The 14460-nt window shown below is 70.8% G+C and carries 15 protein-coding genes; 9 read left to right on the forward strand and 6 right to left on the reverse strand.

The window, feature by feature from the left end; all coding sequences use genetic code 11:
* The first annotated feature begins 90 nt into the window (after window positions 1-90).
* From QWU11_RS41965 to QWU11_RS41990, 6 genes are all read left to right on the forward strand, one after another.
* Entirely contained in the window at window positions 91-375 is a 285-nt protein-coding gene (locus QWU11_RS41965; protein ID WP_290120160.1) for a hypothetical protein, read from the forward strand.
* Between the two features lie 285 nt (window positions 376-660).
* Entirely contained in the window at window positions 661-918 is a 258-nt protein-coding gene (locus QWU11_RS41970) for a hypothetical protein (RefSeq protein WP_290120161.1), read from the forward strand.
* A gap of 281 nt (window positions 919-1199) precedes the next feature.
* Window positions 1200-1505 (forward strand): hypothetical protein, encoded by a 306-nt coding sequence (locus tag QWU11_RS41975; RefSeq protein WP_290120162.1) that lies wholly within the window; start codon window positions 1200-1202, stop codon window positions 1503-1505.
* Window positions 1506-1790: 285 nt separating this feature from the next.
* Window positions 1791-2096: a hypothetical protein gene (locus QWU11_RS41980; RefSeq protein WP_290120163.1), complete on the forward strand. Its 306-nt coding sequence runs from the start codon at window positions 1791-1793 to the stop codon at window positions 2094-2096.
* 254 nt (window positions 2097-2350) lie between these two features.
* On the forward strand, window positions 2351-2827 hold the full coding sequence (locus tag QWU11_RS41985; RefSeq protein ID WP_290120164.1) for a hypothetical protein: 477 nt from the start codon (window positions 2351-2353) through the stop codon (window positions 2825-2827).
* Between the two features lie 202 nt (window positions 2828-3029).
* Window positions 3030-3491: a hypothetical protein gene (locus QWU11_RS41990; protein ID WP_290120165.1), complete on the forward strand. Its 462-nt coding sequence runs from the start codon at window positions 3030-3032 to the stop codon at window positions 3489-3491.
* A gap of 372 nt (window positions 3492-3863) precedes the next feature.
* Here the strand turns inward: QWU11_RS41990 and QWU11_RS41995 are convergent, their stop codons facing one another.
* The 3 genes from QWU11_RS41995 to QWU11_RS42005 form a co-directional block, all read right to left on the reverse strand.
* A complete protein-coding gene (locus QWU11_RS41995) occupies window positions 3864-5105 on the reverse strand; it encodes a cytochrome P450 (protein ID WP_290120166.1) in 1242 nt (413 codons plus the stop codon).
* A gap of 233 nt (window positions 5106-5338) precedes the next feature.
* Window positions 5339-5713, reverse strand: a complete 375-nt coding sequence (locus tag QWU11_RS42000; RefSeq protein WP_290120167.1) for an anti-sigma factor antagonist — start codon at window positions 5711-5713, stop codon at window positions 5339-5341.
* Between the two features lie 222 nt (window positions 5714-5935).
* Window positions 5936-6991 (reverse strand): sulfite oxidase, encoded by a 1056-nt coding sequence (locus tag QWU11_RS42005; RefSeq protein WP_290120168.1) that lies wholly within the window; start codon window positions 6989-6991, stop codon window positions 5936-5938.
* Window positions 6992-7237: 246 nt separating this feature from the next.
* On the opposite strand from QWU11_RS42005, the gene QWU11_RS42010 reads away from it, so the two are divergent.
* Genes QWU11_RS42010 through QWU11_RS42020 form a run of 3 tightly spaced genes read left to right on the forward strand, consistent with a single transcriptional unit; the run spans window position 7238 to window position 9966 of the window.
* Complete coding sequence (locus QWU11_RS42010; protein WP_290120169.1) at window positions 7238-7714, forward strand: Rrf2 family transcriptional regulator; 477 nt, start codon at window positions 7238-7240, stop codon at window positions 7712-7714.
* A gap of 28 nt (window positions 7715-7742) precedes the next feature.
* Complete coding sequence (locus QWU11_RS42015; RefSeq protein ID WP_290120170.1) at window positions 7743-9212, forward strand: MFS transporter; 1470 nt, start codon at window positions 7743-7745, stop codon at window positions 9210-9212.
* Window positions 9213-9246: 34 nt separating this feature from the next.
* Window positions 9247-9966, forward strand: a complete 720-nt coding sequence (locus QWU11_RS42020; RefSeq protein ID WP_290120185.1) for an MgtC/SapB family protein — start codon at window positions 9247-9249, stop codon at window positions 9964-9966.
* Window positions 9967-10034: 68 nt separating this feature from the next.
* On the opposite strand, the gene QWU11_RS42025 is transcribed toward QWU11_RS42020, so the two are convergent.
* From QWU11_RS42025 to QWU11_RS42035, 3 genes are all read right to left on the reverse strand, one after another.
* The gene (locus tag QWU11_RS42025; RefSeq protein ID WP_290120171.1) at window positions 10035-12350 is read right to left on the reverse strand and encodes a hypothetical protein; all 2316 of its coding nucleotides are present in this window, start codon (window positions 12348-12350) and stop codon (window positions 10035-10037) included.
* Window positions 12351-12491: 141 nt separating this feature from the next.
* A complete protein-coding gene (locus QWU11_RS42030; protein ID WP_290120172.1) occupies window positions 12492-13274 on the reverse strand; it encodes a hypothetical protein in 783 nt (260 codons plus the stop codon).
* A 42-nt stretch (window positions 13275-13316) separates the two neighbouring features.
* Window positions 13317-14300, reverse strand: coding sequence for an RICIN domain-containing protein (locus QWU11_RS42035; RefSeq protein WP_290120173.1), 984 nt, complete (start codon window positions 14298-14300; stop codon window positions 13317-13319).
* Window positions 14301-14460 lie beyond the last annotated feature (160 nt).

The following is a 14460-nucleotide window of genomic DNA, read 5'->3' on the forward strand; positions in this document are numbered from 1 at the left end:
ATGTTAGAAAGCGCGGCGCTCCGGAAAACGTACGAGAGCGCCGGGTTCGTGAGAGCCATCGCGCCATTCCAACAACGAAGGAGACCGACCGTGCTGAAGAAGACGGCCGTAACCGGCGGCCTGCTGATCACCGCAGCCGCCGGCGCCCTAGTGACCACCTGCTCGCCCGTTTTCGCCTCACCCACCCACCTGGCTTCGAACCACAACCGGAACTGGAATGGGAGCGAGAACGAGGGCTACAACCACATCCGGCTGCGCATCCACAACCGCAACAACAACGTCGCAGTCGCCCGCACGCAGCGCCGCGAGCGCGACAGAGAGCCCGTCTGGATGGCACCCAAGCCGCCCATGGCGCCGCCGGTAGCGGTTGGCTGACGTTTCCGGGCGGTCGATGCGGACGCCTCTGCACTGACCATCGAACCGGCTGTGCCCGGTGACCGCGTGAACGCCCGGTCACCTTAGGAATCGGGCGTCGAGGCGCATGCTTCGACGCCCTTTTAATTTTTCCAGCACAGGCTCTTTGTGGCCACCTTACTCATTACGTATGTTGACCGGATAGCGCCGGGGAACATTACAGATCGAGGCGCTCTCAAAAAGCAAACGAAAGCGCCGCTTCGTGAGAGCCATCGCGCCAATTTCGAATAACGAAGGAGACCTATCGTGCTCAAGCAGATGATCGCGGCCGGCGGTATCCTCGCCGCCGCTGTCGCAGGCGCTGCCGTCACCACCGGGACCGCCTCCGCGACTTCCATGGGAGGTGGCTGCTGCGCCAGCTCCCACAGCTCGTTCTACCAGAACCACCGCAACCGCAACTGGAGCGGCAACGAGAACGAGAACCTGAACCACATCCGGCTGCACCTCCGCAACCGCAACAACAACATCGCCGTCGCCCGGGTAGACCCGGAAGAGCGTCGATAGCAGGGCACGGTCCGGGCTGATCGACTGACCGGACCGTGTATGCCGCCGGAACTCGGTCGCGACTTCTTGCGGAAGAAGGCCACGACGACCACTGAGTAAATGCGGCAAGGGCGCCGGAGCCACCGCTTCGGCGCCCTTCACGGTTTTTGAGGTTAACTTACTCGTTCACTGCATTGCCTCGAATAGCACAGGGAATGTTTCAAATGCGACGCTCAATTAGTACACCGAAGCGTCGATCTGTAAAGGGCCATCGCGCCATTTCGATAGCAAGGAGACCCACTGTGCTCAAGAAGACGTGCGTCGCCAGCGGCATGTTGATCGCCGCGACCGCCGGCGCCATCCTGACCAGCCTGCCCGCGTTCGCCGCGGCTCCCTCGTGGGGCGGTGGCTGCTGTAGCAGCTCTCACAGCCGGTTCGGTCACTTCTCGCACAACCGCAGCTGGAACGGTTCTGAGAACGAAGGTCTCAATCACATCCGGCTCCACCTGAACAACCGCAACAACAACGTCGCCGTCGCGCGTACCAATCACCGCGACGACGACGGCCTCGGCCTGCCCGGGGGCGCCACGGGCGGCGCCGCCGGCTGATCATCTCCTACGGGCCGAACGCCGAGTATGTCGCGGCAGTTCGAACAAGGCTCGGGAAACGCCTTTCGGAGCCTTCGAAGTCGCCTTGAAGTCAGGGCGTCAGGGTTATTACTCTGACGCCCTTTTTCATTGTCCCGCCATATCGTCTTTGTGGTCATCTTACTCAACGATTGTCTTGGCGCCGGATACGACCGGGAATGCTAGAAGACGCGACACCTTCTTCGATATTCGAGGGTGTTGGCTCGAAAGAGCCACCGCGCCATTCCGATAAAGAGGAGACCGAACGTGCTTAAGAAGACGTGCGTCGCCGGCGGCATGCTGATCGCCACGGCCGCCGGTGCAATGATCACCAGCCTGCCCGCGTTCGCCGCGGCTCCCTCGTGGGGCGGCTGCTGCAGCAGCTCGCACAGCCGTTTCTTCCACAACGCGCGGAACCGGAACTGGAATGGGAACGAGTCCGAGAACCTGAACCACATCCGGCTTCGCCTTCACAACCGCAACAACAACATCGCCGTCGCGCGTACCCAGCAGGAAGAAGAGGAGGGGCATCGCGCTCCGGTGATCGGCGCCGGGATCGGCGCGCCGATCTGATCGACCTGACGGCAGGGTGGTTTCTCGCGGCCGGTTCGGCCGCCGTACCACCCACCTCGCACCGGGCGCCGGGGTGACGACTCCGGCGCCCTTCGCTCGTCGGGACGACGCGCCGGCGAGAGACCAGACGACGACCGGCCGCGTGGCCGGGACCCAAGCACAGCGACCCGATCCGTGGCGCACGACCTGTTCGACGCCTAGAACAAGCGCCCTTTCACGCCGCCCGCGGGTCGATCGAGAATGAGGAGACCGACGTGCTGAAGAAGACAAGCGCCTATACCGGGCTGGTGATCGTCACAGCCGCCGGCGCCCTGCTCGCTGGCTCGCCCGCGTACGCCCTGGACAGCCTGGTGACCGGCTCACATGTGCGCATCCACCACCGTTCCCACCACCGGAACCACAACTGGAACGGGCACCAGCATCACGCCCGGATCTTCATCCGGATCTACATCTACAACAAGAACAACAACCACGCCGTGGCCGTGGCGAAGCCGGAACACCGGCGGCGCGCCCGGTACATCGCCCCCATGGGCGGGGTGACCGGCGCGGCCGGAAGCGGAGGCGGCGTGCCGGCCCCGGCGAACGGAGGCGCGGCCGCGGCTCCCGCCGTGTCGAACGCGGCCCCGGCAACAACGACGGTGGCACCGGACACAAGTGGCGCCCCGAGCACCCTGGGCGCGTCGGGCACGGCGCCCATGGACGCCGGCGCGACCGGCAATGTAAGCCCGTGATAGCCACAAATTAGTACATACCGGACGTGTCTTGCAGGCGCGGTAAAACCCGCGCTGGAACCGTCCGCGGACCGGGCGCCGGAGCACCGCTCCGGCGCCCAAAATTGCGGATTTCTCCTTTTTTGGCCCCCCTCTTACCCCATCGTGGCACCGTCTCGAAACTGTGCGGGCATGTACGCCATGGCGCCCAAATCGGGCATCAGTGGCCTTCGTACCATTTCCGCAAGAAGGAGACGACGTGCATAAGAAGTCATACGCCCTTGCCGTTCTGGCCGTTGCCGCGGCGGGTGGTGTGTTGCTCACCGGCTCACCCGCCAACGCCGGCACGCTCGTACAGGGATATCGGCACCACCATTACTCGAGCCACCGCAATTACAACCGCAACGCGAACTGGAATCGCAATCACAACCGCGTCGTCGTACGCGTGAACGTCCGCAACCACAACGTCAACACCGCGTGGGCGGGCCGCGACCGCGACCGCGACGACGACTTCGGGCTGTTCCGGCATCGCTGCGGCTTCGGTTGCGGCAATCGGTTCAACCGGTTCGACGACTTCGACGACGACGACGACCGCGGCTTCCGCCGCGGTGGCGGCGACGACGATGACGGCGGAGACAGAATCATCGTCGGCAACGACATCCGCACGGCCGGCGACCGCGACTAGGACGGCTGACGCGGCATACGCCCGCGGAGGCGACTCTGGTCAGAAACGGCCGCAAAGGCCGCCGAGTCGCTGAGCCGCCCGGAGTGGACCGGGTGCCGGGGTACGCCCCGGCACCCGGTCACGCTCGTCACCCCAGCGATCGCCCAACCTGCACGTAGACGGGCAGATCGGCCGCTCATGGAAACCGCACCGACGGCCGGTAGGCCGGGTCACCGCCGGTAGACCACGTCACAGCCGTAGGGCCGGGTCACCGCCGCGAGATCCAGCGCGTACGCCCTCCGCGGCGTGCGTTTCAGGGCGGATCCGCGTAACGACCACCACAACCGTGCAGAGATCGACGCCCTGTGCCCCCTGGGGGTCACATCCTCGGGGTCAGGTGCGGTAGGGGAGGTGTTTGATTCCGTTGTCGAAATTGGACAGGAGGAGTTCCGGGGGGCCGGCGGCGCGGAGGGTGGGGACTCGGGTGAAGAGTTCGCGGAACATCGCGCTCAGCTCTCGGCGGGCCAGGTGGGCGCCCAGGCACAGGTGGGGGCCCGGGCCGCCGAAGCCGACGTGGGGGTTGGGGGTGCGGGTGATGTCGAATCTGTCGGGTTCGGGGAAGACGTCCTCGTCTCGGTTGGCCGACAGGTAGTAGAGGACGACCTTCTCCCCCTTGCGGTAGGCCTGGCCGTTCATCTCGTGATCGCAGGTCAGCGTGCGCTGAAACTGGATGATCGGGGACACGTAGCGCACGATCTCCTCGATGGCGCCGCCGATGCGGCGGTCGAAGTCGGCCAGGAGGATGGCGCGCTGGTCGGGGTGGTCGGTGAACAGTCTCAGGCCGTGCGCCAGGGCGTTGCGGGTCGTCTCGTTTCCCGCGACCAGCAGCAGGTCGAAGAACGCGCCCAGCTCTCGTACGGAGAGGCGTTCGTCTTCGACGTCCGCGGTGACCAGGGCCGAGATCAGGTCGTCGGCCGGCGACTCGCGGCGTTCTCGGCCCAGGTGGGCGACCAGGCGGTGCAGGTCGACGATGGCCTTGAGGTTGCCGCCCAAGAGGCGGAGCGTACGGAGGCGGGTGACGTCGCCGCGTACGCCGGAGTATTCGGTCATCGCGTCCACGCAGGCGGCGACCTTCGCGTGATGGTGTTCCGGGATGCCCATCATGGTGCAGATGACCTTGATCGGGAGCCGGGCCGCGACGTCGGTCACGAAGTCGCCCGAGCCCGCCTGCAGGACGTCGTCGACGATCTCGGTGGCGGTCTTGGCGATGTGCTCCTCGATCTGTTCGAGCCGCCGCGGGGTGAACGCGCGGGACACGATGCGCCGTAGTCGCGCGTGCCGTGGGTCGTCCATGTTGACCATGGGCCGGCCGAACAGCAGTGAGATCCACGGCGGCGGCTCGGGTGAGGTCGCGGCCGGCTCGCTGCTGAACACCTTGGCGTTGCGGCTCGCGTACACGACGTCGGCGTGCCGTACGAGGGCATGGAAACCCCGGCCCGCACGTACGAACGGGATGCGCTGCTCGGCGAAGAAGGCGGGGCGGTCGAGCGCCCGTAACCGCGCGAACGCCGCCAGCCGCTCCTCGGGAGGCCGCGCCCAGAAGTCGAGCGCGGTGAGATCGTCCACGTCCTTCATCGCGTCCCCCGCCTTGCCCCGTCGCCCATGACGGCCGGGCACCTGCCGGCCCACTGCCATGAGGCGTGTCTGACAAATCTCCCGTACGGCCTGGCCGCTCCGCTCCGGACAGCGCCGCCCGGCCCCCGTACACGATCGCCTCTCACGGTCGTTCCCCCGGTTGTGATGTCGTCTGTTCGACGCCGGTCCGCGCTGCGGCGGTCACGTGCCGGACCGGCCGGATCGAGCCAGGCTCAGGTCCAGAGCGCGATCTCCTCGTCGGTCAGCGGGACGACGCACCACACGGCCTCCTGGACCGTGTGGCACAGCGGCACGATCTCGCCGACCCGCGCGAGCCGGCAGACCTGTTCGGCTCCGGGTCTCAGGCCGGCCACCGCGAGCGAAGAACCCAGGTCGCGGCACTGGCGCTCGGCGTCCATGACGACCTTCAACGCCGAGCAGTCGAAGAACGAGACCTCGGTCATGTCGATGATCAGCGGACGTGGCCCTATGGCGCCGGACAGCTGTTGCCGGAAGGTGGACTCGGTGTACGCGTCGATCTCGCCACGCGGCATCGCGAGGACGTAACGCGAGCATTCGACGACTGCCATCTCAAGGGCGATGTCCATGGGGTGACCTCACAGCGGGCGGGGACCCTTCCGGCGTCCCCGCCGGTGACTCATCAGCATTGCTCAATCACGCCCCGTTGCCAAGCCCCGCTCGCCGGCCTGTGGAAAACCGCCTCCGCGGCGAGCCCTGTCGATCAGCTTCGGTGCCCGGCGCAGGTCGGCCCGCCGACCACCGAAACCTCACCGGGCGCGGGCGAAACCCGAGCCACACCGCCCGGCCGGTCACCGTACGACGACGCGTACGCGTGGCCAGGAGTTGTTGACATACCCTCCCGGGTTCCACAGCGACTCCGGGCGCTCCGGCTGGCAGGCCGCCGCGTTGTCCCAGGCCCGTGCCATGATCGTGGCCTCGCCGGCGGGCAGGTTCAGCACGGTGTGCCAGTGTCGCCACGCCCACGGGCCCGCGCCGGGGCCGAGGTCGGCCTGCCGCCACGTACGGCCGTGGTCGGGGGACACGTCGACGCGGGTGACGTCCCGCCCGTCGCCGCCGAAGGCGTACCCGCGGACCGTCACGGGACCGGCGGGCAGCACGGATCCCTCCCCGGGCACGAGGACGTCGCAGTTGATCGCCGCCGGGCCCAGTTGCAGGCCGGGCGGCGTCAGCCGGTAGCCCACGGCCTGGAAGTAGCCGTCCGACGGGCGATCGCGTACGGTCACGCGGCTCACCCACTTCACGCTGCGGGCCCCGACATATCCGGGCACGACCACGCGTACCGGACCGCCGTGCACGGGTGGCAGCAGCCGGTCGTTCATCGCCCAGGCCAGGAGTGCCTCGCCCGCGATGGCCTTGGCCAGCGGGATCGACACGACGTACGGCTGCGGCGGGCACGCCTCCTCGGACACGTCCGGCGCCGCGAACTCCACGTGGGCGGCGTCCGGTCGCGGCCGGGCCTCGGCGAGTACGTCGGCCAGGCTCACGCCGGTCCAGCGAGCGGTCGAGATCGCGCCGGAACCCCACGGGATCTCGCCCGGAATGTCATGGACTGCGAGCAGGCCCGCACGCCGGTTGCCCGCACACTGCACGGTGGCGACGACCTCCCGCGGCGCGAAACCGGCGCGAAGCCGTTCGAGCGACAGGCTCTGCGGCCGGTCGAGGAGGCCGGTCAGTTCGAGCCGCCACACGTCCGGATCCAGGTCGGGGACCGGGCCGTGGTTGCGGGCGTAGAACGCCTCGACCGGGGTGAGGGCGCATTCGGCGAGTGTCGTCATGGGCGCCTCGGCGTTGTACGGCTCGGCGGTGTGGACGATCATGTCGTCGCGCTTGGCCCACGACCCCATCGCCCGGCCTCCCCCAGCAGTCGCCCGCCAGAAGATACCCAGGTCAGAGGCCCGCCTACCCACAGACGCGGCGCTCCCGGCGAGGGCGGACATGATCGATACCAGACCGGTCACGCCTCGTGCCCGGCGCCCACCGCGCGCGGGGCTTTTTCGGCCGTCTCCGACCCTGTCCCCGCAAGGGCTCCCGCATGATCGCCGCAGGTCAGAGGGTCGCACGGCCGAATCTGGAGGTGTAATGTCCGGATTATGCGACTGGGCGAAGGGGTGGAGTGGACACTGCACTGCTGCCTCACGCTCGGCTGGCTGGACACCGACGAACCGGTCTCGACCGCCAAGCTCGCCGCGATCTTCGAGCTCCCCCCCGCCTACCTGAACAAGCGCCTGCAGGCGCTCGTACGCGCCGGGGTGCTGACGTCGACCGCAGGGGCCCGCGGCGGGTTTCGGCTGGCTCGGGACCCGAAGGACATCACGCTGATGGAGGTCGTCGCCGCGGTCGAGGGCTCGGAGTACGCCTTCCGCTGTACCGAGATCCGCCGGCGGGGTGCGGGGGCCGATCGGCCGGCGCATGAGTTTCAGCGGCAATGTGTGATCACTACTGCGATGCGGAAGGCGGAGCTCGCGTGGCGGCGTGAGCTGGCCTCTCAGACGCTCGCCGACATTCTGGTCGCGGCGCCGGCCGCGGCGGGCGAGCGGACGCGGGACTGGTTCGACCGTGTCGGTTGAGCCGGTACAGGGGGCGAGGAGAAACTGGATGTCTGGTATCTCGGTTTCGATCGGCCGTACGAGGGCGGGTGACCTGTCCTCGACGCTGATCCTGGCGCTGGGCACCTTCGTGGTCGGGGCGGACGCCTTTGTGATCGCCGGGTTCCTGCCGTCCGTGGCGGACGCGCTACACGTGTCCACGGCCGACGGCCGGCAGTCGATCACCCTGTTCGTCGTGGCGTACGCGGTCCTGGCTCCGGTACTCGCCATGACGACCGCGCACGTGCCGCGGCGGGTACTGATGATCAGTGCGCTGCTCGTGCTCGGCGTGGCCAACCTGGTCTCGGCGCTGGCGCCGACGCTCCCCGTGCTGATCGCCGGGCGGATGCTCGCCGCGGCGGGCGCCGCCGCGTACACGCCGATCGCCGCCGCCGTGTTCACCTCGCTCGTACGTCCCCGGTGCCGGGTCCCGGCGCTGTTCGGCCTCCTCGGCGGCATGGCCGCCGCGACGACGATGGGGCTGGCGCTCGGCGAGTTCGCCGGCCGCTGGCTGGGGTGGCGCGCCGCGCTGGGGGCGGTCGCACTGGTCTGCCTGGTGGCCGGGGTCGGAGTACTCCTGACCCTGCCCTGGCTGCCCGGACGGCCGCGCCCCGGCACACCGACGCACCGGCTCGGCACGTACGCCCTGCTCTCGATCACCGTGCTCGGCATCGTCGTCGGCTACGGCGCGTACGCCTATGTCATCCCGGCGCTCGCCGCGATCGGCATCCCGGACGCGACCGCCGTGCTGGTCCTGTTCGTGTACGGGCTGGGCGCGATGTTCGTCAACGCGGTGACCGGCCTCCGGCCGGCCGTCGAGGAACGGCGCCGCATCGCGCGTGAACTGCACGACTCGCTCACTCACGACATCTCGCTCATCAAGGTGCAGGCCGGGATCGCCGTCCACCTCGCCCGCCAGCGCGGCGAGCCGGTGCCGGCCAGCCTGCTGGCCATCCAGGAGGCGAGCACCGACGCGATGCGCGAGCTGCGCGCGACCCTCGGCACGCTCCGCGACCAGGACGACGAACCGTCCCCGAGCGGCCTCGACCGGCTCGGTGACCTCGTCGACCGGGCCCGTTCGGCGGGTCTGCCCGCCGCCCTGACGATCAGCGGCGAACGCCCGGCGCTGCCCGCCGAGGTCGAGCGCACGGCGTACCGGATCATCCAGGAGGCCCTGACCAACACCGCCCGGCACGCCGGGAACGCCTCCGCGCTGGTGCAGATCTCCTACCGCCCCGACACGCTGAGCGTACGGATCGACGACGACGGCCGGGCGACGCCCGACGCGCCGCCGGAGCCGGGCATCGGGCTGACCGGCATGCGCGAACGGGTCACCGCCCTGGGCGGACGGCTGCACGCCGGCCCGCGCTGCGAGGGCGGTTTCACCGTGCAGGCCGAACTCCCGCTGCGCACGCGCCACTCCGGCGTCCCGCACCGGTCCCGGCCCGCGCTCGTCCAGCTGTCCGGCCGGCTCGGCTGAACGGTCAGGCGACACCGTTAACCTGGATCAGGTGATGGTCGAGGCGTTCGGCGAGCCGACCGGTCAGGGCTGGCCCCAGGCCGGTGAGCTGCTGATCGCCCTCGCGCTGTCCGCCGTGATCGGGCTCGAACGCGAGTTCCGGCAGAAGAGTGCGGGGCTGCGCACGCACACGATCGTCGGCTTCGCCGCCGCGTTGATCATGCTGGTGTCCAAATACGGTTTCACGGACGTGCTCGGGGACCATGTGGTCATCGACCCGTCCCGGGTCGCGGCGCAGATCGTCTCCGGCATCGGCTTCATCGGCGGTGGCCTGATCTTCGTACGCCGCGACGCCGTCCGCGGGCTGACGACGGCCGCGGCGGTCTGGCTGACCGCGGCCGTGGGCATGGCCGCCGGCGCCGGGCTCTGGCGGCTCGCGCTGCTGGTGACCGCCGGTTACTTCCTCGTGGTGTTCGGGCTGACACCGCTCGCCGCCCGGCTGCCCCGCTCGAAGTACACCCCGTCGCGGCTGCGGCTGACCTACCTCGACGGCCAGGGCGTGCTGCGCCAGATCCTGGTCCGCTGCACCGACCGCAGGTTCAACGTCGCCGAGCTGTCGGTCGACCAGCACGACGCCGACGCCGACCGGCACGCGGTCTCGGTATGGCTCACCGTGCAGGGCAGAAACTCGATCAGCGAGCTGACCGCGGCGCTCGCCGAGATAAAGGGCGTCCTGACCGTCGCCGGCGACGACTCCAACGTCCCACAGCCCTAGGTGTACTCACCTGGAGGTCCACTTCTTCGGCCACGTCGGTGTCTGCGGCACAGCCCTGGCGAGCTGACTCAGCCGCCCGCCGTCTGGGTCGCCTGGCCCGGTACGCCGATGGGGCCCAGGCAGTGCGCCGGCCACTCCGACGAGGCGGCGCCCGGGCTCGCGCCCTCCAGCGCCTCCTCCAGGCGGGTCAGCGCGAGCCGGCCGCCGGGCGCGGCGTCACCGGGGCTCCCCTCCGGGAAGGCCGTCGCCGCGAGCTCACGGAGCAGCACCAGATCCGGGGTGTCCGCGTCGCCCGGCCGTACGTCGAGCACCGCGAACCGCGTGCCCGGGCCGAACACCACGTCGCCGCGCCTCGCCACCGGCTCCGCCTTGTCGTCGGCCTCGGGATCGAACAGCGCGGCGACACGGCGCGCGGTGTCGGACCAGATGACGTACACGGTCGCGGTCGGCGGCCAGTCTCCGGCGAGCGGCAGGCCGCCGACCGGGCCCGGCTCGGTCAGGACGGAGCCGACCAGGTCGGAGCGTACGGGCGCGTCGACGCCGTGCAGCACCGCGCCGCGGTACGTCGGCAGCCGCCCCAGTCCCGAGGCGAGGCAGGAGAGGTACGCCTCGAGCGCCGCGCCGCCCGCGCGGATCGCCGCCGGGCCGAACTGACCGTCCGTCCGTGAGGTGAGGTACAGCCGGACCGCGACCAGGTCCACCGCCGCGGCGGCGCGCTCGGTCGCCGCGATCGCGGGCAGCCGGGAGAACGTACGCCGGACCGGTGCCGCGTGGGAGTCCCAGCCGAGGCCGACCATCGCGCGGAAGGCGTCGCGTTCCTCGTCGGTGCTGCGCCGGCCGGGCGTCACCGTCACGGCGGCCACCGCCGGGATCGCCGCGGCCGCCCGTGCGTCCGGAGCGGGCGCGGGCGCGGCGGAGGCCGCAGGCGCCGGCGACGCGGCCACCGTACGTACCGGGGCGGCGGTCCCCTCGGCGGACCGCGACGGCGACGGCGACTGGACCGGTTCGACACCCGCCCCGTAGCGGGCCGCCAGCTTGCGAACCGCCTCCTCGCCCTCCGCCGTCATCGTCCCGTGCACCGCGAGGTGCGGGCGCGCGCGAGAACCCGGCAGCACGGCGCCCAGCAGGTCATCGAGCAGCGGCCACACCTGGTCGTTCAGCGTGTGGTCGGGGGCCCCGACGTCGACACGTATGACGCCGGCCGCCACCGGCCATGCGGCGGTGAGCCGGTCGGGGAAGTGTTCGGGGTCGGCGTCGGCCGGATAGGCCCACAGCCCGGCCCGGGTCACCGCGATCCGCCAGGCGTCGCCGAGCCGCAGCACCCCGCGCTCCGCGTCGACGATCCGCATCCCGTCCGCCGGCGGGCTCCAGTCCAGGGGGCGGAGGGGCGGCGTGACGCCGTCGCGGTCCGCCGGCCGGCAGAGCACGGAGGCCGCGAACGGGGACCAGGTCGGGCGGCCCGCCTCGTCCATCAACATCACCTGCTGTCCGGCCGGGCCGTGCGAGGGCCCGGACAGGTCCACCGGCGGCCCGGTCAGCACCTCCACGTCGATCCCGAGGTCGCGCGCCACCGCCTGGCCGAGCGGCAGCAGGTCGCCGTCACCGGCCGGCACGAGCCGCAGCGGGTGCCGCTGCCAGTCGGGCTTGGACACCGGGCCGGACAGTACGCTGATCAGGTCGAACGCGGTGACCTTGCCGTCGACGAGAACGGACGGCCGGTCACCCGCGGCGGGGATCGCGTACGCCAGGTCGCCCGGGGTCGGGGCCGGCGTGCCTTGCCGCTGGATGAGCATCCCGGCCGGCACCGCGGTGAGGACCGGTCCGTTCGGGGAGATCGCCACGTCCGCGAGCGCACCGCGCCAAACCGGCGCCGGCCACCGGAGTCCGAGCGGCGTTGGCTCGGTGTCCGGGGCGAAGGACCACCACTGCGACTCTCCCTCGCCCTTGGCCGCGTGGGTGAACATGGTGCCGCCGGGCACCAGGACCACGTCGCCCGCCGGAGCCACGACGGTCAGCTCCCAGGAGTCGGCGATCCGGCGGGCCAGGGCGGCCCGGTCCGGACGGTCGCGCCCGGCGTCGGACATCGCCAGCACGACCGGCCGCGACCTGCCGCGTACCTGAGTCAGGACCTCGCCGAGCCGCGGCCACATCGCGTTCGCCCGGTCGTCGGGCACGGCGACCACGACGACGGCGACGTCATCGTCGGGCGCGAACGCACCGATCAGCTCGATCTGTTCGTCGGGGCGCTCGTCCGCCGGTCTGAGCAGGAAGCATCCGCCGATCTCCTCGACCGTCACCCCGGCGGACTCGGAGGCCTGAGCGCCGGACCCCGATGTCGCGGATGCGGACTCGGCGCCGGCCGACCGACGCGCGGACCTGCTCATCGTCGAACTCCCCTCACGACACCGCGCGCTCCACCGGGCCAGGCCGGCCCGGGCCGCTCGATGCTCGTCACGTTGGTGCCTAGCGTAGAACCGGCCACTGGCCGTTTGTAACTGGTACGGCACGGCTTGTCGCGTGGTTCATCAGCCGGTGCCGGTACTCCACAGCGAGGTGCTCCCGTAGGCGATCCGCATCGCGCCGTCGGCGCCGAGGACGAGGGTCGCGCCGTCGTGACCCTCCGTACGGCTGCTCCACAGCGTCTGGTCGCCCTGGTACACCACGAAGTTGCCGTCGGCCTGGAAGACCGCGCGTGCGCCCGGCGCGTGCGTGCCGGACGACCAGGTCGTACGGCCGTGCTCGTCGCGGAGCACGAGGTCGCCGTCGGTCCGCAGGCTCAGGCTGAGCCGGTTCGAGCGCACGCTGCCGCCGGGATTCAGCACGTACGTGGCGTGCACCACGAGGCTCCGCCAGTGGTGCGCCGCGGCGCTCCGGCCGGTGGCCGTGGCGTGCGGCCGGGCCGAATGTGCCGGGGTCAGCGTCACGCGGGCGCTCGCCGCGACCTCTGACGGCCGTACGTCCGTCGACGGCGCGGGCGGCGCCGCCCGGTGTTGCGCGGCCGGGCTCCCCGGGTCGCCCGCCGTGGGCGTGCCCGACATGCGGGCGGTGCCGACCTTGGCGATCGCGACCGCCGAGGCCACCGCCACCAGCGCGATGGCGCACACGCCGCCGAGGAGCGCGAGACGCCCCCGGAGGACGGCCACGCCGGAACGCCGGTGCCGGGGCCCGTCCGGAGCGGGCGCGTCGTCCGGCACCGGAAGGGCGGCCACGGTCGGCGAGAGCTGGTCGGCGCCGGGGGCGACGCCGACCCGCGGCAGCAGCACACCGTGCCTGATCCGCGGCTCCATGCCGTCGGACGAGCTCACCATCGGCCTCCCTTCCGTCACATCCGCGGCGCCGACGCCGGGGCGTCAGACGGCGCTCCACTTCTGGTTCGAGGTGCCCCCGCACTGCCAGAGCTGCAGGGGCGTGCCGTTGCCCGTCCTCTTGTCCTTGACGTCCACGCACTTGTCCGCGCCGGTGTTGACCAGGTCACCGGCGCCGTTGAGGTCGAAGTGCTGGGCCGGGCCGCCGTGGCAGCGGGCGAGCTGGATCGTCGTGCCGTCGTCGGAGGACCCCCAGGCGACGTCCATGCACATGCCCATCGAGCGCACCGTGCCATCGGACTTGAAGGACCACTTCTGCCAGGACGCGCCGCCGCAGTCGTAGATCTGCAGCGGAGAGCCGTCCTTGGCCTTGTGGGCGCTCACACTGATGCACCGGCCCGAGGCGCGGCTGGAGATGGAGCGCGTCGAGGCGACGGACGCGCTCCCCGCCGAGCCGCCCGAACCCCCCGAAGAGCCGCCGGACGAACCTCCCGACGAACCCTGGCCGGAGGACGAACCCCCGTGCGACTGCTTGGCCGACCCCTTGGACTTCGTCGCGTGGGAGCCGTCCTTGCCGGGCTTGCCGCTGCCTGAGGGCGAGGGTGAGGGACTCCCTGTCATCGGCGGCGAGAGCGAGGGCGCGGCACCGGGCCAGTTCGGCGGGGGCGCGCCGGGATTGCGCCCGCCCTGTGTGGAGTTGGCCGCGGACCTGGAGGGATGGCCGGACCGCCCCGGCGCGGACACCAGCAGGAGGGGTACGGCGATGAGCGCGGCCGCCGCCGTCACGCCGACGAGGACGACCCTCGTCCGGGGACCGGAACGGCGCGTACGGACCGGTGCCGCCGTCGAGGCGGCCGGCGGCAGGGGCGCTGCGGACACGAGCGGCGCGAGCGTACTCGAGGACGAAACCGCACTCGAGGACGGGACCTCATCGGGCGAGAACAGCTCCACGGCGGGAACCGCGGTCACCCGGGGCAGCACCACGCTGGACCGGATCACCGGCCCGGTGGCACGCGCGGTCTTTGTCATCGGTGTTCTCCTCCCGCCACTGGCGGACGGCCACGGACGTCCGCGGACCGACCGCCCGGTCCTCCGCCGTCCCTCATCATCAGGCCGCAAGCGCGCTGGCAGCCAATTTCACCCCTATAGCGCGCTATTTCTATGCATTCTGTCAAATGAGCACCTGATT

The organism is Actinomadura sp. DC4, from assembly GCF_030406325.1.
Taxonomy (GTDB): domain Bacteria; phylum Actinomycetota; class Actinomycetes; order Streptosporangiales; family Streptosporangiaceae; genus Actinoallomurus.

Bases quoted from the DNA above. Each gene is read 5' to 3' on its own strand.
- QWU11_RS41995 (WP_290120166.1), bottom strand. From the start codon at position 5,105: ATGAAGGACGTGGACGATCTCACCGCGCTCGACTTCTGGGCGCGGCCT.
- QWU11_RS42000 (WP_290120167.1), bottom strand. From the start codon at position 5,713: ATGGACATCGCCCTTGAGATGGCAGTCGTCGAATGCTCGCGTTACGTC.
- QWU11_RS42005 (WP_290120168.1), bottom strand. From the start codon at position 6,991: ATGGGGTCGTGGGCCAAGCGCGACGACATGATCGTCCACACCGCCGAG.
- QWU11_RS42010 (WP_290120169.1), top strand. From the start codon at position 7,238: ATGCGACTGGGCGAAGGGGTGGAGTGGACACTGCACTGCTGCCTCACG.
- QWU11_RS42015 (WP_290120170.1), top strand. From the start codon at position 7,743: ATGTCTGGTATCTCGGTTTCGATCGGCCGTACGAGGGCGGGTGACCTG.
- QWU11_RS42020 (WP_290120185.1), top strand. From the start codon at position 9,247: ATGGTCGAGGCGTTCGGCGAGCCGACCGGTCAGGGCTGGCCCCAGGCC.
- QWU11_RS42025 (WP_290120171.1), bottom strand. From the start codon at position 12,350: ATGAGCAGGTCCGCGCGTCGGTCGGCCGGCGCCGAGTCCGCATCCGCG.
- QWU11_RS42030 (WP_290120172.1), bottom strand. From the start codon at position 13,274: ATGGTGAGCTCGTCCGACGGCATGGAGCCGCGGATCAGGCACGGTGTG.
- QWU11_RS42035 (WP_290120173.1), bottom strand. From the start codon at position 14,300: ATGACAAAGACCGCGCGTGCCACCGGGCCGGTGATCCGGTCCAGCGTG.